The sequence below is a fragment of the Pseudidiomarina tainanensis genome, assembly GCF_900115255.1.
GTDB classification, from domain to species: domain Bacteria; phylum Pseudomonadota; class Gammaproteobacteria; order Enterobacterales; family Alteromonadaceae; genus Pseudidiomarina; species Pseudidiomarina tainanensis.
In genome coordinates, this window is the sequence record NZ_FOYU01000002.1 from 92,138 (window position 1) to 106,904 (window position 14,767).

Here is a 14,767-nt window from a genome sequence, read left to right on the forward strand (position 1 = left end):
TCCCAATTACATTGCGTAGTTAAAAGTTATACCAACTCGACGTGGCTCACCCCACTGGACATAAGTCGTAGGCTGATATTCATCACGTGGGTCATTACCAAAATAAAATCCGCGTGTGGCGTAATCTTCATTCGTCAGGTTACGTCCCCAAAGCTTGATGTGCCAAGCATTCAATTGCCACTGCAAACTTGCATGTAATAGGCTAAAAGCATCGCTTTGGCTATTGTGCGAGTCAGAAAAGTAAAAACTATCTTTGCTGTCTATCTGCACGGTAGCGCTGATATCGTTATTGAACTGCCAATGAATACCGGTATTCACCTGATAGTTTGGTGCTTGAGCCTGATCGCGACCTTCCATATCAACGCCGTCTTCAGTCACAAAACCTTCAATTTTGGTATCTAATAAACCAACGTTGGTAAACCATGAAAGCTGTGGCGTCAGCTTCAAATTAAGCTCAGCTTCAAGCCCCTGAACTTTGCCTCCCGCCGCATTTTCAATGTAACCAATAAAGGTTTGGGCGCGATTAATCCAACTTTTCAGTTGCACATCGTCGCGATTTTGCGCAAACAGCGCGACATTTAATGACAGCGTATCATCGGCGTTAATGTACTTATAACCCGCTTCTAAGCTAGTCAGGTATTCCGGTGCAAAGCTCGAGCGCTGCAACAAAAACTCTTCGAGTTCCGGGTTATCTGTTGCTTTACCCAATGCTTCAGCGTTCACGCCGCCGGTTTTATAACCACGTGACCACGTGATATAGGCCATATGCCCTAGTGCTGGTTTATAGTTAAGACTAATTCGACCACCAACCATGGTGTCTTTGGGGTTTACCGCCACCGCGTTGGAATCTTGATAAGCGTTGCGATAACGCTCTAGGCGCAATCCGGTGATCAATTGCCACTGCTCAGAGAGGTTTTGCGTGACCTCTGCATAGAGTGCGTTACGTTTGCTCGCATAATCACTGACGAACATATCATCCATGTATGTATCCCAGTTCATAAATTCGCGTTTTAAGTTCTCAGTTCGATCGAGATAGTACCAGCCCACCACCCAATCGGTAGGTACGCCAAACATCGTTGCCGGCTGTGTACTGAGCCAACGAGCCTCAAAGGTTTGATCTTGACGGTCGCGCCAATACGCGTCGGTCGATGAATATTCCCAACCTGGGGCGATACCGACATAACTCCAATCTTCATCGTAGCTATAGACCGTGTCGGCGCTCATGATGCTGTAACTGAGTACAGTTTCATGGGTATCCGCACCGGTATACGACAACGCCATGCGCGCCGCTTTCATGGTCGCATCGTCTTGACCTGGCTCATCCGAGAGCGTCTGACGGGTATTGTCGAGTGAAAACGCATCATAGCCATTATCTTGACGGTACAAATGCGCAGTTGAGCGCAATTGCCATGTATCGGCTAGCTCGGTCCACAAATTGAAACGAGCGATTCGCTCTGAACGTGATTGGGTGTCGTCACGCTGCAAATAAGTATTTTCGGTAAAGCCATCGTCAGCTTGCTGATACACACTCAGCCGAGCCCGTCCTAAAACGCCAAGTTCACCGCCAGCAGCAAAACCGCCTTCAACCGCACCATAGTTCGCTGCGCCGAGTTGCCAAAACCCATCAAACTGAGTGCCTGCTTGCGTGCTTTCGAGCACGAGCATACCGGCCATCCCATCCGCTCCGAAGCGCCCACTTTGTGGCCCACGATACACTTCCACTTGGCTGATATCGAATAACTGTGCAGCCTGACCTAAGCCGCTATAGTTGATGCCATCAATCAAGATGCCGACTGATGGATTAATCGGATCAACAAACTGACTACGTTCACCAATGCCGCGGATTTGTAAGAATCGCGCGCGTGAGCTGCCACTGGAAAAGTTAAGGTTTGGAATAATATTCAGCACCTCTTCCATGTGGGTGCCATGGCGTTGGCCAATCACATCAGAAGTAAGCACTGACACACTTGTTGGCGCTTCATTCACGTAAACAGATCGATATTGACCTTGAACCGCTATCCGTTCAATGGGGTCTTCGGAAGCAACGCTTGCAAGTAATAGTAAAGCAGGTGATAACATGGATTATTTCCTCAAAACTTAGTCAGAAACAATCCGGTCGGGCAGGTTTTATAATGGAGTAAATTGCTACCATCCCTACGCCAGTATTAACCGGATCAGGTGCAAAGGGTTTGCAAATTGCATCTCAGCCCAACCGATTATGCTGGCGGGCACCCCTTGGTAAATTGCGCGGCGAGTATAACAGACCTGGCTAGATAAACGCCAGTGCATCACCGTAAAGTTGTGACAACGGTAAACCTTGCGCATGAAACGCATCGCGGATAACGCGTACCATCTCAAAGCGCCCCGCTACGTAAATATCCGCTTCGTTAAGATCAGTTTGATCAGCCATCACCGCGTGATGCACAAGCCCCTGAGCTCCGTGCCATGTATCCGGTGCGTGCTCAACGACGGGGCAATAATGCATATTTTCGTGCTGCTCAGCGAGCTCTTGTAGTCGCTTATCTAAATATAAATCTTCCGGCTTGCGACCCCCCCAGTACAAAGTTACTGGGCGTGACGACTGGCTCCGTAAATGAGCTTGCAAGATAGACCAGGTGTAAGAAAAGCCAGTACCGCCAGCAATAAGAATGAGAGGTCGCTCGCTATCCTGACGCAACCACGCTTCACCTAATGGAGCTTCAATCGTAATTGAACCGGTATCACGCATTTTTTGCAAAACTTCCATCGCATACGGGTTATCTGCGGTCGCCCCAACATGCAGTTCAAGCTCGGAGGTCTTCGATGGGCAGGAAGCAATCGAAAACGGTCGTTTGTCCCGCTCACCCATAACCACTTGAATATATTGCCCAGCTTGGAATTCAATCGGCTCTGGTAGTGCTAACACAATGCGATACACGTTGGGCGTCAAATTTTCTATGGTCGCAACACGACACACGAGTTGTTTCATAACAGCGTTGTTTCCTTAAAGAATATCGAGTTCGTCCCACAACGCATCAACACGTTGCTTCACTTCAGCATCCATGACAATAGGTACACCCCATTCACGGTCAGTCTCGCCAGGCCATTTATTGGTCGCATCCATGCCCATTTTCGAGCCAAGACCAGATACCGGCGACGCAAAATCGAGGTAGTCAATTGGTGTATTTTCTACCAGAACCGTATCGCGTGATGGGTCCATGCGCGTCGTCATTGCCCAAATCACATCTTTCCAGTCACGAGCATTCACATCATCGTCGCAAACAATCACAAACTTGGTGTACATAAACTGGCGCAAGAAGCTCCATACGCCCATCATCACGCGCTTCGCATGGCCGGCATATTGCTTCTTCATGGTCACCACCGCGACCCGATAGGAACAGCCCTCGGGTGGCAGGTAGAAATCAACAATTTCTGGAAATTGCTTTTGTAGTAGCGGCACAAACACTTCATTTAGGGCGACGCCAAGTACCGCCGGCTCATCCGGTGGCCGTCCGGTATACGTGCTATGGTAAATAGGCTTTTCGCGCATGGTCACGTGAGTCACCGTAAACACGGGGAACTCATCAACTTCGTTATAGTAACCCGTGTGGTCACCATAAGGCCCTTCCGGCGCCATTTCATTCGGCGCAATGTAACCTTCTAGAATAATTTCAGCATGCGCCGGCACTTGTAGGTCATTGCTAATACATTTGGCCACTTCTGTTTTTCCATCGCGCAGCAGGCCAGCAAATGCGTACTCCGATAAACTATCTGGCACTGGTGTTACCGCGCCAAGAATCGTTGCCGGGTCAGCACCTAAAGCAACCGCTACGGGAAAATTTTCGCCTGGATGTGCGCGTTTCCACTCTTGGAAATCTAGCGCACCACCGCGATGCGATAACCAGCGCATAATCACTTTATTCTTGCCGAGTAATTGTTGGCGATAAATGCCCAAGTTTTGGCGTTCTTTGTGTGGCCCACGAGTCACTGTGAGTCCCCAAGTAATCAGCGGGGCTACATCACCCGGCCAGCAATGCTGAATCGGTAGTTGGGTTAAATCGACGTCATCACCTTCAAGCACAACCGATTGGCATGGAGCCTTTTTCAGTTGTTTGGGTGACATGCTGAGTACTTTTTTGTACATCGGCAACATGTTAATCGCATCACGAAAACCCTTTGGTGGCTCCGGTTCTTTTAAGAACGCTAAGAGTTTGCCGACATCACGCAAAGCCTCGACCGATTCTTGCCCCATACCCAAAGCAACACGCTCTGGCGTACCAAATAAGTTGGCCAGTACCGGAATATCATGCCCTTTCACGTTTTCAAATAGCAGCGCAGGGCCACCTGCCTTCAACGTCCGGTCGGCAATCTCAGTCATTTCAAGATAGGGATCAATTTCATGCTGTATGCGCTTTAACTCACCGCGCTTCTCTAACAACGCCATGAAATCGCGTAGGTCTTGATATTTCACTCGGGCTCTCGCTGTGGTTTATGTTTTACCAATAAGTCAGGGCGCAGTATAAATGTTTTTGTTATAGTTTTCAGCGCTGACTCGACGAACTCATAGGGATATCGAAATGCTGGCTTTTTGGATCATTACCTGCGTGACTGGCTTACTGATACTAACCAGTTTATTGCCGCGGTTGAACAAAACAATTTGGTGGGTCCGGGTATGGGACTTCCCGCGTTTGCAGCAAACTGCTGTTGCGTTGTTCCTATTAATGGCCAGTGCTATTTTTCTTCCTGCTGATCAACTGAGCACCTGGCTATTGATCGCGGCGCAATTAGCTTGCGGGGCTTGGCAATTTTGGTGGATTTTCCCATATACGCCATTTGCCCAACGCACGGTGAAACGATACAAGCGAAAGCGTGACGAAGCCAACGTAGACGAACACATTCGATTGTTAACCGTGAATGTGCTTGAGCCCAATCGTCGAGCCGTTGAACTCACTCAAATCATTAATAACCATCGCCCCGACGTTATTGTTGCGGTTGAAACCGACGAATGGTGGGAACAGCAGTTTCGGGATATTGAAGACGACCTACCTCACGTTATACGCAAGCCACAGAATAATTTATACGGCATGATGGTGTATTCAAAATGGCCCATGAGTAACATTGAAGTCACCGACTTAGTTCAAGCAGGCGTGCCTTCAATGCATTTTGATTTGCAATTACCGACGCGGGTCATACGAATGCACTGCGTGCATCCTGCCCCGCCAAGCCCAACCGAAAATGAGAAATCTAAACAGCGCGATAACGAATTAATGCTCGTTGCTGGCCAAGCGAAACGCGAGAATGGTCCGGTGATTGTTACCGGTGACCTTAACGATGTCGCTTGGTCCAAATCAACGCGTGCATTTATCGAAGAAAGTCAGTTACTTGATCCGCGAATGGGACGAGGAATATACAACACGTTTCACGCCAAAATACCGATCATGCGCTGGCCGCTTGATCACGTATTTCACAGCAATCACTTCATGTTGGTTGAGCTCAAACGGTTACCGCCGTTTGGCTCAGACCATTTTGCTTTACTGACCGAGTTGGCTTTAAAAAGCGAAAACTAACGCTATTCAGCGGTGCGAACAAAACGGATAAACCGCGAGACTGCCGGATTATCATTGAATTCGCTACCGTCATAAAAATCGATATAGCGGCCCAACGCTAATGGTGCAGGGTCGATATCTTCGGCATCAGGCGTATTCGTCCAAAACGGTGAGCTTGGTGTTTCCGGAAATACTTCGGTACGAATGGCTGGGTCGAAACACGCATACTCAACCAACGTTGCTAGCTCTTTAATATTCGGTAATCGCCAATCGGTGACATCACCATGGTTAAAGTCATCTTGTGCATTGAGCGCTTCACTCCAGTCGGTTACCGCTGTCGGCGAACCGGTGCAACTGTTATTGCTGGCTTCATAGGCTTGACCGTACAAGCATAAAGACCAAGTAAGACCGGTGCGAACATCCAGAACGGTGCCATCACGGTTATCATAGAATTGATCAGGTGCAGTATTCGGTTGAATCGATTCATATTTGCACGACGCTTCAACGATGCTTGATGCACTCAATACACAGGCCATTAGCGAAAGATAAGTTAACTTTTTCATCATGAGTCTCCTTTTTACTCGCGAACAGCTGGATTACGGGCGGCACGAATACTGATGTAATCATTCTTGTTACACAGCATACGGCGCGCATTCTGGATGTCCCAACACCAAGCTGCACCGGCATTATCTGCGGCTGGCGATGAGGTCATAATTTTAGTCGAGCTAAATTGCGCGACATCTGGGAAATAATTCGCGTCGTAGGAAAGTAGTTGCCCAAACAATGAGCTACTTTGCGCTTCGTTGACGGTAGGTAAACGCCAATCACTGAAGCCGCAATAACCCAACACATTCAAATAATTGAGATAGTTTTCGCTGGTACAGCCTGCTTCATAGTCAATCTCACCACCTTCGATGCCAGGGAATTCACAAGTTGGCGCGGTATAATAGGTTTCATCAAGATTCGGCTCTAATTCATTCGGACTATAAGTACCCGCATTGCCAGCATTATTTGCTGGATCTGAATTATACCAACGATAGAGATTTGCTGGATTATTCCAACCATCGATATAGGTCGGACTGCCCCAAACCGCATACACTGTCCCAGACAAATTATCACGTACACATTCGAACGCTGTAGCTGTGCGGGGTAGCGCGTTACCGTTAAAATCAAGCTTGGTGAAATTTAAATTGCCCTGACCGTCATCATCGAAGGTGCCTTCCGCACCTGTGTCTCGCCCATAATCGGCATCTTGATTTTCGTAACCAGCTGCTGCTGTCGCTGCGTTGTAGTTGCCGGCATTGTAGTACCCCACATAGCCGGTATCCGCTAACACCGCATCGCCGGATATCATGACCGTCAACATACTTCTGGCGCTATTAATTGATGCACCATCAGCATTGTTGAGGCCTAGCACAATGGTTTCGCCGCCCTCTTTGAGATCATCGCTTAGCATCACTAAAGGAATCTCAACCTGTGTCGTAAATGCAGGTATTGAAAACGCTTGTTCCGCGATCGTGTAATCGCTATCTCGGGTTGCTGTACCGGCCAAGCTAACGGCAAACGTGACGGGTGTTTCTGAGGCATGACTCAAACGCGCCAATACTTCAATTTCGCCAGCCTGTTCAGAGGTTTTAAATTGCGGCTGACTAAATTGTAGCGACGGAATTGCATCGTTGTTCTTTATCGTTACTTCAATGGCGGAAACGCCCAGCTCAAGGCCGCTAGCGCCAGAAAAGTTAACGGTGAACGATTTATCGCTACCATAATAGTTGTTCGAGATAATCGGTACGGAAAATGATTTGGATGTTTGCCCGGCAGCAAACTCTAAGGTTCCAGTGGTCGAACGATAATGTTCGGTAGCAAGCGCAGTGCCATTTGTTGTGGCATAGCTCAACGATGCCGCTGACCCAGATGCCTCCGAAAGCGTCACAACCACTTCTGCCTGCACGGCATCGTTGGGCGTCAATTCGGTTACCGTGAGACTACTTGCTGAGGCTACCGGCGTCGTTTGTGAACCGCCGTCATCGCCGCCACCATCACCGGTTGGATCACCTGGTGGTTGGCCGTTTTGGAATACTTCACCATCACCGCAAGCGGCGAGAGATAGTACCAACAAAGAGGAAATTAAAAACCGATGCTTGAACGCCATCTCAACAAATCCTTTTTATCGTTTTAATTTTTATTCAACAAGTAATAACGATAAATAAGATATAGCGCAAGCGAATTCACAAATTAAAGGGAAAATTGGAGATAAAACTGCGGCCCCTCCCATGAAAAGAGAGGCCGCTGATTCATTCTAGCTCTTTTGGCGTTTCATCGCTTCGAAGAACTCATCGTTGGTTTTCGTCATCTGCAATTTATCAATGAGGAATTCCATGGCTTCGGTTTCGCCCATTGGGTGAACGATTTTGCGAAGAATCCACATTTTCTGCAGTTCATCTTGCGAGGTGAGCAACTCTTCACGACGCGTACCTGAACGATTGAAATCAATGGCTGGGAAGACACGCTTTTCAGCAATCTTACGGTTGAGGTGCAGTTCCATATTACCGGTACCTTTAAACTCTTCGTAGATGACTTCGTCCATCTTCGAGCCGGTATCGATTAACGCTGTGGCGATAATAGTTAAGCTACCACCCTCTTCAACATTACGCGCAGCACCAAAGAAGCGCTTCGGTTTGTGTAACGCATTGGCATCCACACCACCCGTCAAAACTTTACCTGAGCTTGGAATCACCGTGTTGTAGGCGCGTGCTAAACGAGTAATTGAATCCAGCAAGATAACCACGTCTTTCTTGTGCTCAACAAGACGTTTCGCCTTCTCAATAACCATCTCAGCAACTTGCACGTGACGACTTGCTGGCTCATCAAAGGTTGACGCAACCACTTCGCCTTTCACCAAACGATGCATTTCGGTCACTTCTTCTGGACGCTCGTCAATAAGAAGTACCATCAATACGCACTCAGGATGGTTGGCAGCAATTGACTGGGCAATATTCTGGAGCAATAAGGTTTTACCCGCTTTCGGTGGCGCGACAATCAAGCCACGCTGACCTTTACCAATTGGCGATGCTAAATCGAGAACTCGCGCAGTAATGTCTTCGGTTGAACCGTTACCACGCTCCATACGCATACGTTCGTCAGCATGCAGTGGCGTTAAGTTTTCGAATAAAATTTTGTTGCGGGAATTTTCTGGTTTGTCGAAGTTAACTTCGCGGATTTTCAGGAGGGCAAAATAGCGTTCGCCTTCTTTCGGCGGTCGAATCTTTCCTGATACGGTATCGCCGGTACGCAAGTTGAAGCGTCGAATTTGGCTTGGTGAGACGTAAATATCGTCTGGGCCGGCCAAGTAAGACGAGTCTGCAGACCGCAAAAAGCCAAAGCCATCTTGCAAAATCTCGAGCACACCGTCGCCGTAAATATCTTCACCGCTTTTCGCATGTGCTTTCAAAATGGCGAAAATAATATCTTGTTTGCGCATGCGCGCCATGGACTCAAGGCCCATTGTGTCTGCGAGCTGAACAAGCTCGTTCACAGGTTTATTTTTTAATTCTGTTAGATTCATAGGGGGGTTATGACTTTTTTGGCCAATGGAAATAGTTACACGTTTATTCAGTTAAACCAGTTTATTAAATCAGTTCGGGATTTGACTGCTCGGTTGCCGGAAGGCTGGCATCCTGAAGAATTGTTATGCCAGAAAAGTAACACTTAAATGAAAAAACGTCCAGTTTTTCAGCTCATTTTGTGCAAAAGCTCGGCAAAGGTTGCTGAAGATCAGTTTCAACAACCCGCCGAATCTGTCTAGCAATTACAGGTTTTGTTCAATGAACTCAGCCAGTTGCGCTTTAGACAACGCACCTACTTTAGTACCTGCGACTTCACCGTTTTTGAACAACAACAAAGTAGGAATACCACGGATGTTGTACTTCGGTGGGGTTTGATTGTTGTGGTCAACGTTCAGTTTACCGACAGTGATGCGGTCGCCGTATTCGTTGGCAATATCGTCCAAGATTGGTGCGATCATTTTGCATGGACCACACCACTCGGCCCAAAAATCTACTAATACTGGCTTGTCAGAATTAAGAACATCGCTCTCAAAACTTTCATCACTTAGCTGAACAATTTTGTCACTCATGATAATCTCCGCTGCTGAATTCGCGTGAAATAATAAAACACTATTATTTCTGTTTTTGAATGTTAGCGCAAACTGATATGCTTACGCCATGAGTAAAACACACTTAACAGAGACACGCTTCGCCGATCTCGACCTGCATCCGCAGGTATTGTCCGCACTGGAAAGTGCAGGATTTGAATATTGTACACCGATACAAGCATTGAGCTTACCGATTGCGTTAATCGGAAAAGACGTTGCAGGCCAGGCCCAAACAGGCACTGGTAAAACGATGGCGTTTTTAATTGCAACGTTTACCACGTTGCTTAATAACCCTCGTGACGGTGAGAAACGCTATCCGCGTGCCATTATTATGGCGCCAACGCGTGAGCTTGCCATTCAGATTGCCAATGACGCCGAACAACTTGCGAAGCATTGTGATATGCGCCTTGGTATTGTGTATGGGGGCGAGGGTTACGATTCTCAACGGCAACAGCTCGAAGAAGGCGTTGATATCCTCATTGGTACGACAGGTCGCTTGATTGATTATTACAAGCAAGGCATTTATCAACTCGATAAAATCCAAACCGTGGTGCTTGATGAAGCCGATCGCATGTTCGATTTAGGCTTCATTAAAGATATTCGCTACATGTTCAACAAAATGCCAGCACCGGGCCAACGCCAAAGTTTACTGTTCTCTGCTACCTTGTCGCAGCGCGTACAGGAACTTGCCTATGAACACATGGACTCACCAACCAAAGTTGAAGTTGAGCCATTGCGTAAAACCGGTGAGCGTATTAGCGAAGAGCTGTTTTATCCGTCCAAGCAAGACAAAATCAAGCTATTGCTGACTCTTATCGAAGAAGATTGGCCAGATAAAGCGATTATTTTCGCCAACACCAAGCATACCTGCGAGAAAGTTTTCAATTGGCTTGAAGCTGATGGCCATCGCGTTGGTTTGTTAACCGGTGACGTGCCACAGCGCAAACGCCTCAAAATTCTCGAGCAGTTTACCGATGGTGAACTCGACTTTTTGGTCGCTACCGATGTTGCTGCGCGTGGCCTTCACATACCTGAAGTCAGTCATGTTTATAACTACGACTTACCCGATGATTTTGAAGATTATGTCCACCGTATTGGCCGCACTGGCCGTGCCGGTGCCAGCGGCAAAGCGGTTAACCTAGCCTGCGAAGAATATGTTTATAATCTGCCAGCCATTGAGGAATATATTGGTCACAGTATTCCGGTGACAAAATATGACCCAACGGCATTATTAACTGATTTGAAAACACCGCGCTCGAATCAGCGTCGCCCTCGCGGAGGTCGCCGTAGTGGCGGCAACCAACAGCGACGAAGTGGCGGTCGTAAACCGACTCGGTAACACAGCATGACGCAGGACGCACGCTTCGCCGCCATAGATTTAGGCTCCAATAGTTTTCATTTAATTATTGCCACGGTGAAGCGTAACGGCCACTACCGCATTTTAGGTCGCTATCGGCAAAAAGTTCGTCTAGCCGATGGATTTAATGAGCAGCTTGTTGTCAGTGATGCCGCAATTACTCGCGGCGTCGATTGCCTACTCGGCTTTGCCAATCTCCTTAAAGATATTCCCACCGAACGCATTCGTTGCGTCGCAACGGCCACGTTAAGAAAAGCCAGCAACAGTGATGCGATGCTTACACAATTCAAGCAAGCATTAGGGCACGCAATTGAAGTGATTAGTGGCGAGGCTGAAGCAAGACTTATTTATCAAGGTGCTACGCAGCATTTGCTCCACTCTCAAAAAGCTGTTTTAGTTTTAGATATTGGAGGAGCAAGTACTGAGGTTATCGTTGGCGAAGGCGTTGCGCCGAAACACTTGGTGAGTCTCGATATGGGTTGCGTGACCTGGCAAAATCAATATTTCCCCGAGCAAGTGATTACCGATAACGCATGTCAACGCGCAATTGCAGCAGCCTGCGCGCTCATTGAACCGCACGCGGCACGTTTTAAGCAAAGTGGTTGGCAGCATGTCAGTGGTGCTTCGGGAACGTTTCGTGCGCTATACGACATGAACGAACGCGGTGAACAGTTGCCCATGTGTCAACAATGGTTGCGTGAAGTTCTGACCAAGGCGTGCGCTATCGGTCACGTCAGCGGATTAGGTAAATTAGGTATTCGCCGCGATCGCCAAGCTGTATTCGTTGGCGGACTGTGTATCTTGATTGCATTAGTGGAGCAGTTAGATATTCAGCGTGTTGAAATTGCCGAGGGCGCGCTACGAGAGGGCCTGCTAATCGACATGCTGACCCACTCGATGCCGCAATAAATTATTTCTGCTGTAATTGCTGTGCTGCGTACTTGGCAAAATACGTCAAGATACCGTCGGCACCGGCACGCTTAAAGCCTAATAGCGACTCCATAATTACCGCTTCGCTCAGCCACCCATTCGCAATAGCAGCCTGCATCATGGCGTATTCACCGCTAACTTGATAAGCAAACGTCGGTACCTTGAAGGTATCTTTTACACGGCGCACGATATCAATATACGGCATGCCTGGCTTTACCATAACCATGTCAGCACCCTCGTCAATATCCAACGCAACTTCATGTAGGGCTTCATCTGAATTAGCAGGGTCCATCTGATAGGTTTTCTTATCACCACCTTTCAAGTTACCCGCTGAGCCGACTGCATCGCGAAATGGCCCGTAAAACGCCGATGCATACTTGGCCGAGTACGCCATAATCTGCACGTTGATAAAGCCATGCTCTTCGAGTGCTTCACGAATGGCGCCAATACGCCCATCCATCATATCTGACGGAGCCACCACATCGGCGCCTGCGCGTGCATGCGATAACGCCTGGCGTACCAGTGCCTCAGTGGTGATATCGTTTTGCACGTAGCCTTGCTCGTCAATAATGCCGTCTTGACCATGCGTGGTGAACGGGTCGAGAGCCACGTCGGTAATTACACCAAGTTCAGGAACCGTCGCTTTAATCGCTCGCACAGCACGTTGCGCTAAACCATTATCATCCCAAGCAGCTTCAGCTGTAAGTGATTTATCTTCAACTGGAGTTACCGGGAACAAAGCCACGGCCGGAATACCTAGCGCTGCAATTTCCTGACACTCCGCAACTAGCAAATCAATCGACAAACGCTCGACCCCTGGCATGGATGCAACTTTTTCGCGCTGTTGTTCACCGGGCAATACAAATACCGGATAAATGAAATCAGCTGGGCTGAGTTGGTTTTCGGCAACCATACGCCGGCTGAAGTCATGGCGACGTAAACGACGCATACGCCGGAATGGAAATTGACTGACATGCTGCATAAATTGTCCTTCGCTTATTCAGTTGAGGTTGACTCGGAGCGCTCTCTTTCCACAATGACACGAATTTGATCGCGGCCCGCGGCTTTGGCGCGATATAGCGCGTCATCTGCCGTTGCAAGTAATTGTGTGGGCTGATCATAGACCCCCGCCGCAGCAACCGCAACACCAATACTGACGGTAATATGCATTGGACCATGATCCGTATCAAATGGGTGTTCCCGTACAAGTGTGGCAAGCTTCACGGCGAGTTCTCGCGCACCTACTTCATCTGTATCTGGCAGTAATAAAGTAAACTCTTCACCACCATAACGATACAAGGTATCACTTGCACGACGTAAGTTACGCTTCAGCAAATGCGCCAAATCAATCAATATTTGGTCGCCGAGTAAATGCCCGTACCTATCATTTAGCGCTTTAAAATGGTCTATATCGAGCATAATCACGGTTAAACTGGTGCCGTTGCGGCGACACCGACGAAATTCACGCTTGAATTCCTGATTTAAGAACCGGCGGTTATAAAGACCTGTTAAGCCATCCTCATTGCTGCGCTGTTCAAGTTCTTGGTTCGCCTTTTGCAAGCGCATCATCACCCGTTCCAACTCTTCAGTACGTTGCGATACCATGTCTTCCAGCTGATGGTTCATTTGTTCTTTGAGCACCAATTGTTCTTTACGGCCATCGTTAAAACGTATTGCCAACGCCCACGACAACAACAGCACTTCGAATGCCGAAGCTCCCATAATTGCGTAGCGTTGCACGAACACTGATTCAAATAGGCCTAAATAACCCAGGGCATTGACACACAGCGCCGCTAACAACGCGCTTAATGCCAACGTATAAATGCGTGCATAAATAAGCCCACGACGCCACAGGACAATCCCACTGGCGAGCAGGAAACTACAACTGACAACCGCCAATATCAGTACAAATGGAATAAGTACCGCGTACGGCAAAAAGATACTCAACACAAATGTGGTCGCAAACACCATCATGAAGCGTTGTAACCATCGATGAATGGTGGCGCTGTGAACTTTGGTTTGGAGCACGCCCATAGTCACCAAGGTGGCGAACATAATCATAATACTGCCGATCATGGTCACAATGCGGTCTTGTAACCAAATCCAATTCGGCCACAAATATTGGTAGCCAACACCGTCGAGGCCAGCCATCAATAAGCCAATAGACAGCGTGTAAGCGGAGTAATTTAAAAAGTTTGTGTCACGCGTAACCAAGAAGGTAAACAAGTTATATATCGCCATACACAGCAATAAACCAAAATAAAGCCCCGTGGCCGCCACTTGATATTGATGGGATTCCATAAAATCTAACGGCGCCCAAATCTCTAACGGAAATCGCAGTGAACTCTCGGTTCTCACTCGAATATAAACATCGTGAGCAGCATGCGTAGGTAAAGGGACAACAAAGTTTTTATTATCGACGGGTCGCTCATTAAATGGCAATTGGTCGCCCATATGGAGCTGCTTGAAAACTTTACCCGATTGCACGAAATAAACATCGATGCTATCGAGTAACGGATACCCCATATACAGCATTCGATCAGCTTCATGTTCGCCGACACGTATCCGGAACCAATAGGCGTTCGGCGTGTAACCAAATGACACCGCTTCGCCTTCTGGTATGGTTTGCCAGTTTTGCACAGGCGAATCTATCAGTTGCTGGAGTGACGTATTTTCACTCTCTTGCTGATAATAAATAAGTGGTTTTGTCGGCTCTGATCGAGCCTCGGACAGCGCGCCCCCAAAACACAACACCACCAGTAGAATCATCCACTGCTGGAAAGTTTTGTATGTCATAGCTTC

Annotated in this window: 12 protein-coding genes and 1 riboswitch; of the genes, 3 read left to right on the forward strand and 9 right to left on the reverse strand. The window is 48.0% G+C overall.

Annotated features, from left to right (window positions below; all coding sequences use genetic code 11):
• Positions 1-6: 6 nt before the first annotated feature.
• From BM292_RS07335 to ubiD, 3 genes are all read right to left on the reverse strand, one after another.
• Positions 7-2,079, reverse strand: coding sequence for a TonB-dependent receptor (locus BM292_RS07335; RefSeq protein WP_092857122.1), 2,073 nt, complete (start codon positions 2,077-2,079; stop codon positions 7-9).
• Positions 2,080-2,134: 55 nt separating this feature from the next.
• Positions 2,135-2,246, reverse strand: a riboswitch (TPP riboswitch).
• Positions 2,247-2,269: 23 nt separating this feature from the next.
• Positions 2,270-2,968: an NAD(P)H-flavin reductase gene (fre, locus tag BM292_RS07340; RefSeq protein WP_092857124.1), complete on the reverse strand. Its 699-nt coding sequence runs from the start codon at positions 2,966-2,968 to the stop codon at positions 2,270-2,272.
• Positions 2,969-2,983: 15 nt separating this feature from the next.
• On the reverse strand, positions 2,984-4,450 hold the full coding sequence (gene ubiD / locus BM292_RS07345; RefSeq protein ID WP_092857126.1) for a 4-hydroxy-3-polyprenylbenzoate decarboxylase: 1,467 nt from the start codon (positions 4,448-4,450) through the stop codon (positions 2,984-2,986).
• A gap of 106 nt (positions 4,451-4,556) precedes the next feature.
• On the opposite strand from ubiD, the gene BM292_RS07350 reads away from it, so the two are divergent.
• Positions 4,557-5,546 (forward strand): endonuclease/exonuclease/phosphatase family protein, encoded by a 990-nt coding sequence (locus BM292_RS07350; protein ID WP_092857128.1) that lies wholly within the window; start codon positions 4,557-4,559, stop codon positions 5,544-5,546.
• Between the two features lie 2 nt (positions 5,547-5,548).
• Here BM292_RS07350 and BM292_RS07355 read toward each other — a convergent pair whose 3' ends face one another.
• The 4 genes from BM292_RS07355 to trxA form a co-directional block, all read right to left on the reverse strand.
• A complete protein-coding gene (locus BM292_RS07355; RefSeq protein ID WP_092857130.1) occupies positions 5,549-6,091 on the reverse strand; it encodes an Lcl C-terminal domain-containing protein in 543 nt (180 codons plus the stop codon).
• An 11-nt stretch (positions 6,092-6,102) separates the two neighbouring features.
• Complete coding sequence (locus BM292_RS07360; RefSeq protein ID WP_092857132.1) at positions 6,103-7,677, reverse strand: Calx-beta domain-containing protein; 1,575 nt, start codon at positions 7,675-7,677, stop codon at positions 6,103-6,105.
• Between the two features lie 147 nt (positions 7,678-7,824).
• A complete protein-coding gene (gene rho, locus BM292_RS07365) occupies positions 7,825-9,090 on the reverse strand; it encodes a transcription termination factor Rho (protein WP_092857134.1) in 1,266 nt (421 codons plus the stop codon).
• Between the two features lie 243 nt (positions 9,091-9,333).
• Entirely contained in the window at positions 9,334-9,660 is a 327-nt protein-coding gene (gene trxA, locus BM292_RS07370; RefSeq protein ID WP_092857136.1) for a thioredoxin TrxA, read from the reverse strand.
• A gap of 88 nt (positions 9,661-9,748) precedes the next feature.
• On the opposite strand from trxA, the gene rhlB reads away from it, so the two are divergent.
• Both rhlB and BM292_RS07380 read left to right on the forward strand, forming a co-directional pair.
• Positions 9,749-11,017, forward strand: coding sequence for an ATP-dependent RNA helicase RhlB (rhlB, locus tag BM292_RS07375; RefSeq protein WP_092857138.1), 1,269 nt, complete (start codon positions 9,749-9,751; stop codon positions 11,015-11,017).
• Positions 11,018-11,023: 6 nt separating this feature from the next.
• On the forward strand, positions 11,024-11,944 hold the full coding sequence (locus BM292_RS07380; RefSeq protein WP_092857140.1) for a Ppx/GppA family phosphatase: 921 nt from the start codon (positions 11,024-11,026) through the stop codon (positions 11,942-11,944).
• Position 11,945: 1 nt separating this feature from the next.
• Here the strand turns inward: BM292_RS07380 and hemB are convergent, their stop codons facing one another.
• Together hemB and BM292_RS07390 are read right to left on the reverse strand one after the other, a co-directional pair.
• Positions 11,946-12,947 (reverse strand): porphobilinogen synthase, encoded by a 1,002-nt coding sequence (gene hemB, locus BM292_RS07385; protein WP_092857142.1) that lies wholly within the window; start codon positions 12,945-12,947, stop codon positions 11,946-11,948.
• 14 nt (positions 12,948-12,961) lie between these two features.
• Positions 12,962-14,761: a sensor domain-containing diguanylate cyclase gene (locus BM292_RS07390; protein ID WP_092857144.1), complete on the reverse strand. Its 1,800-nt coding sequence runs from the start codon at positions 14,759-14,761 to the stop codon at positions 12,962-12,964.
• Positions 14,762-14,767: the final 6 nt, after the last annotated feature.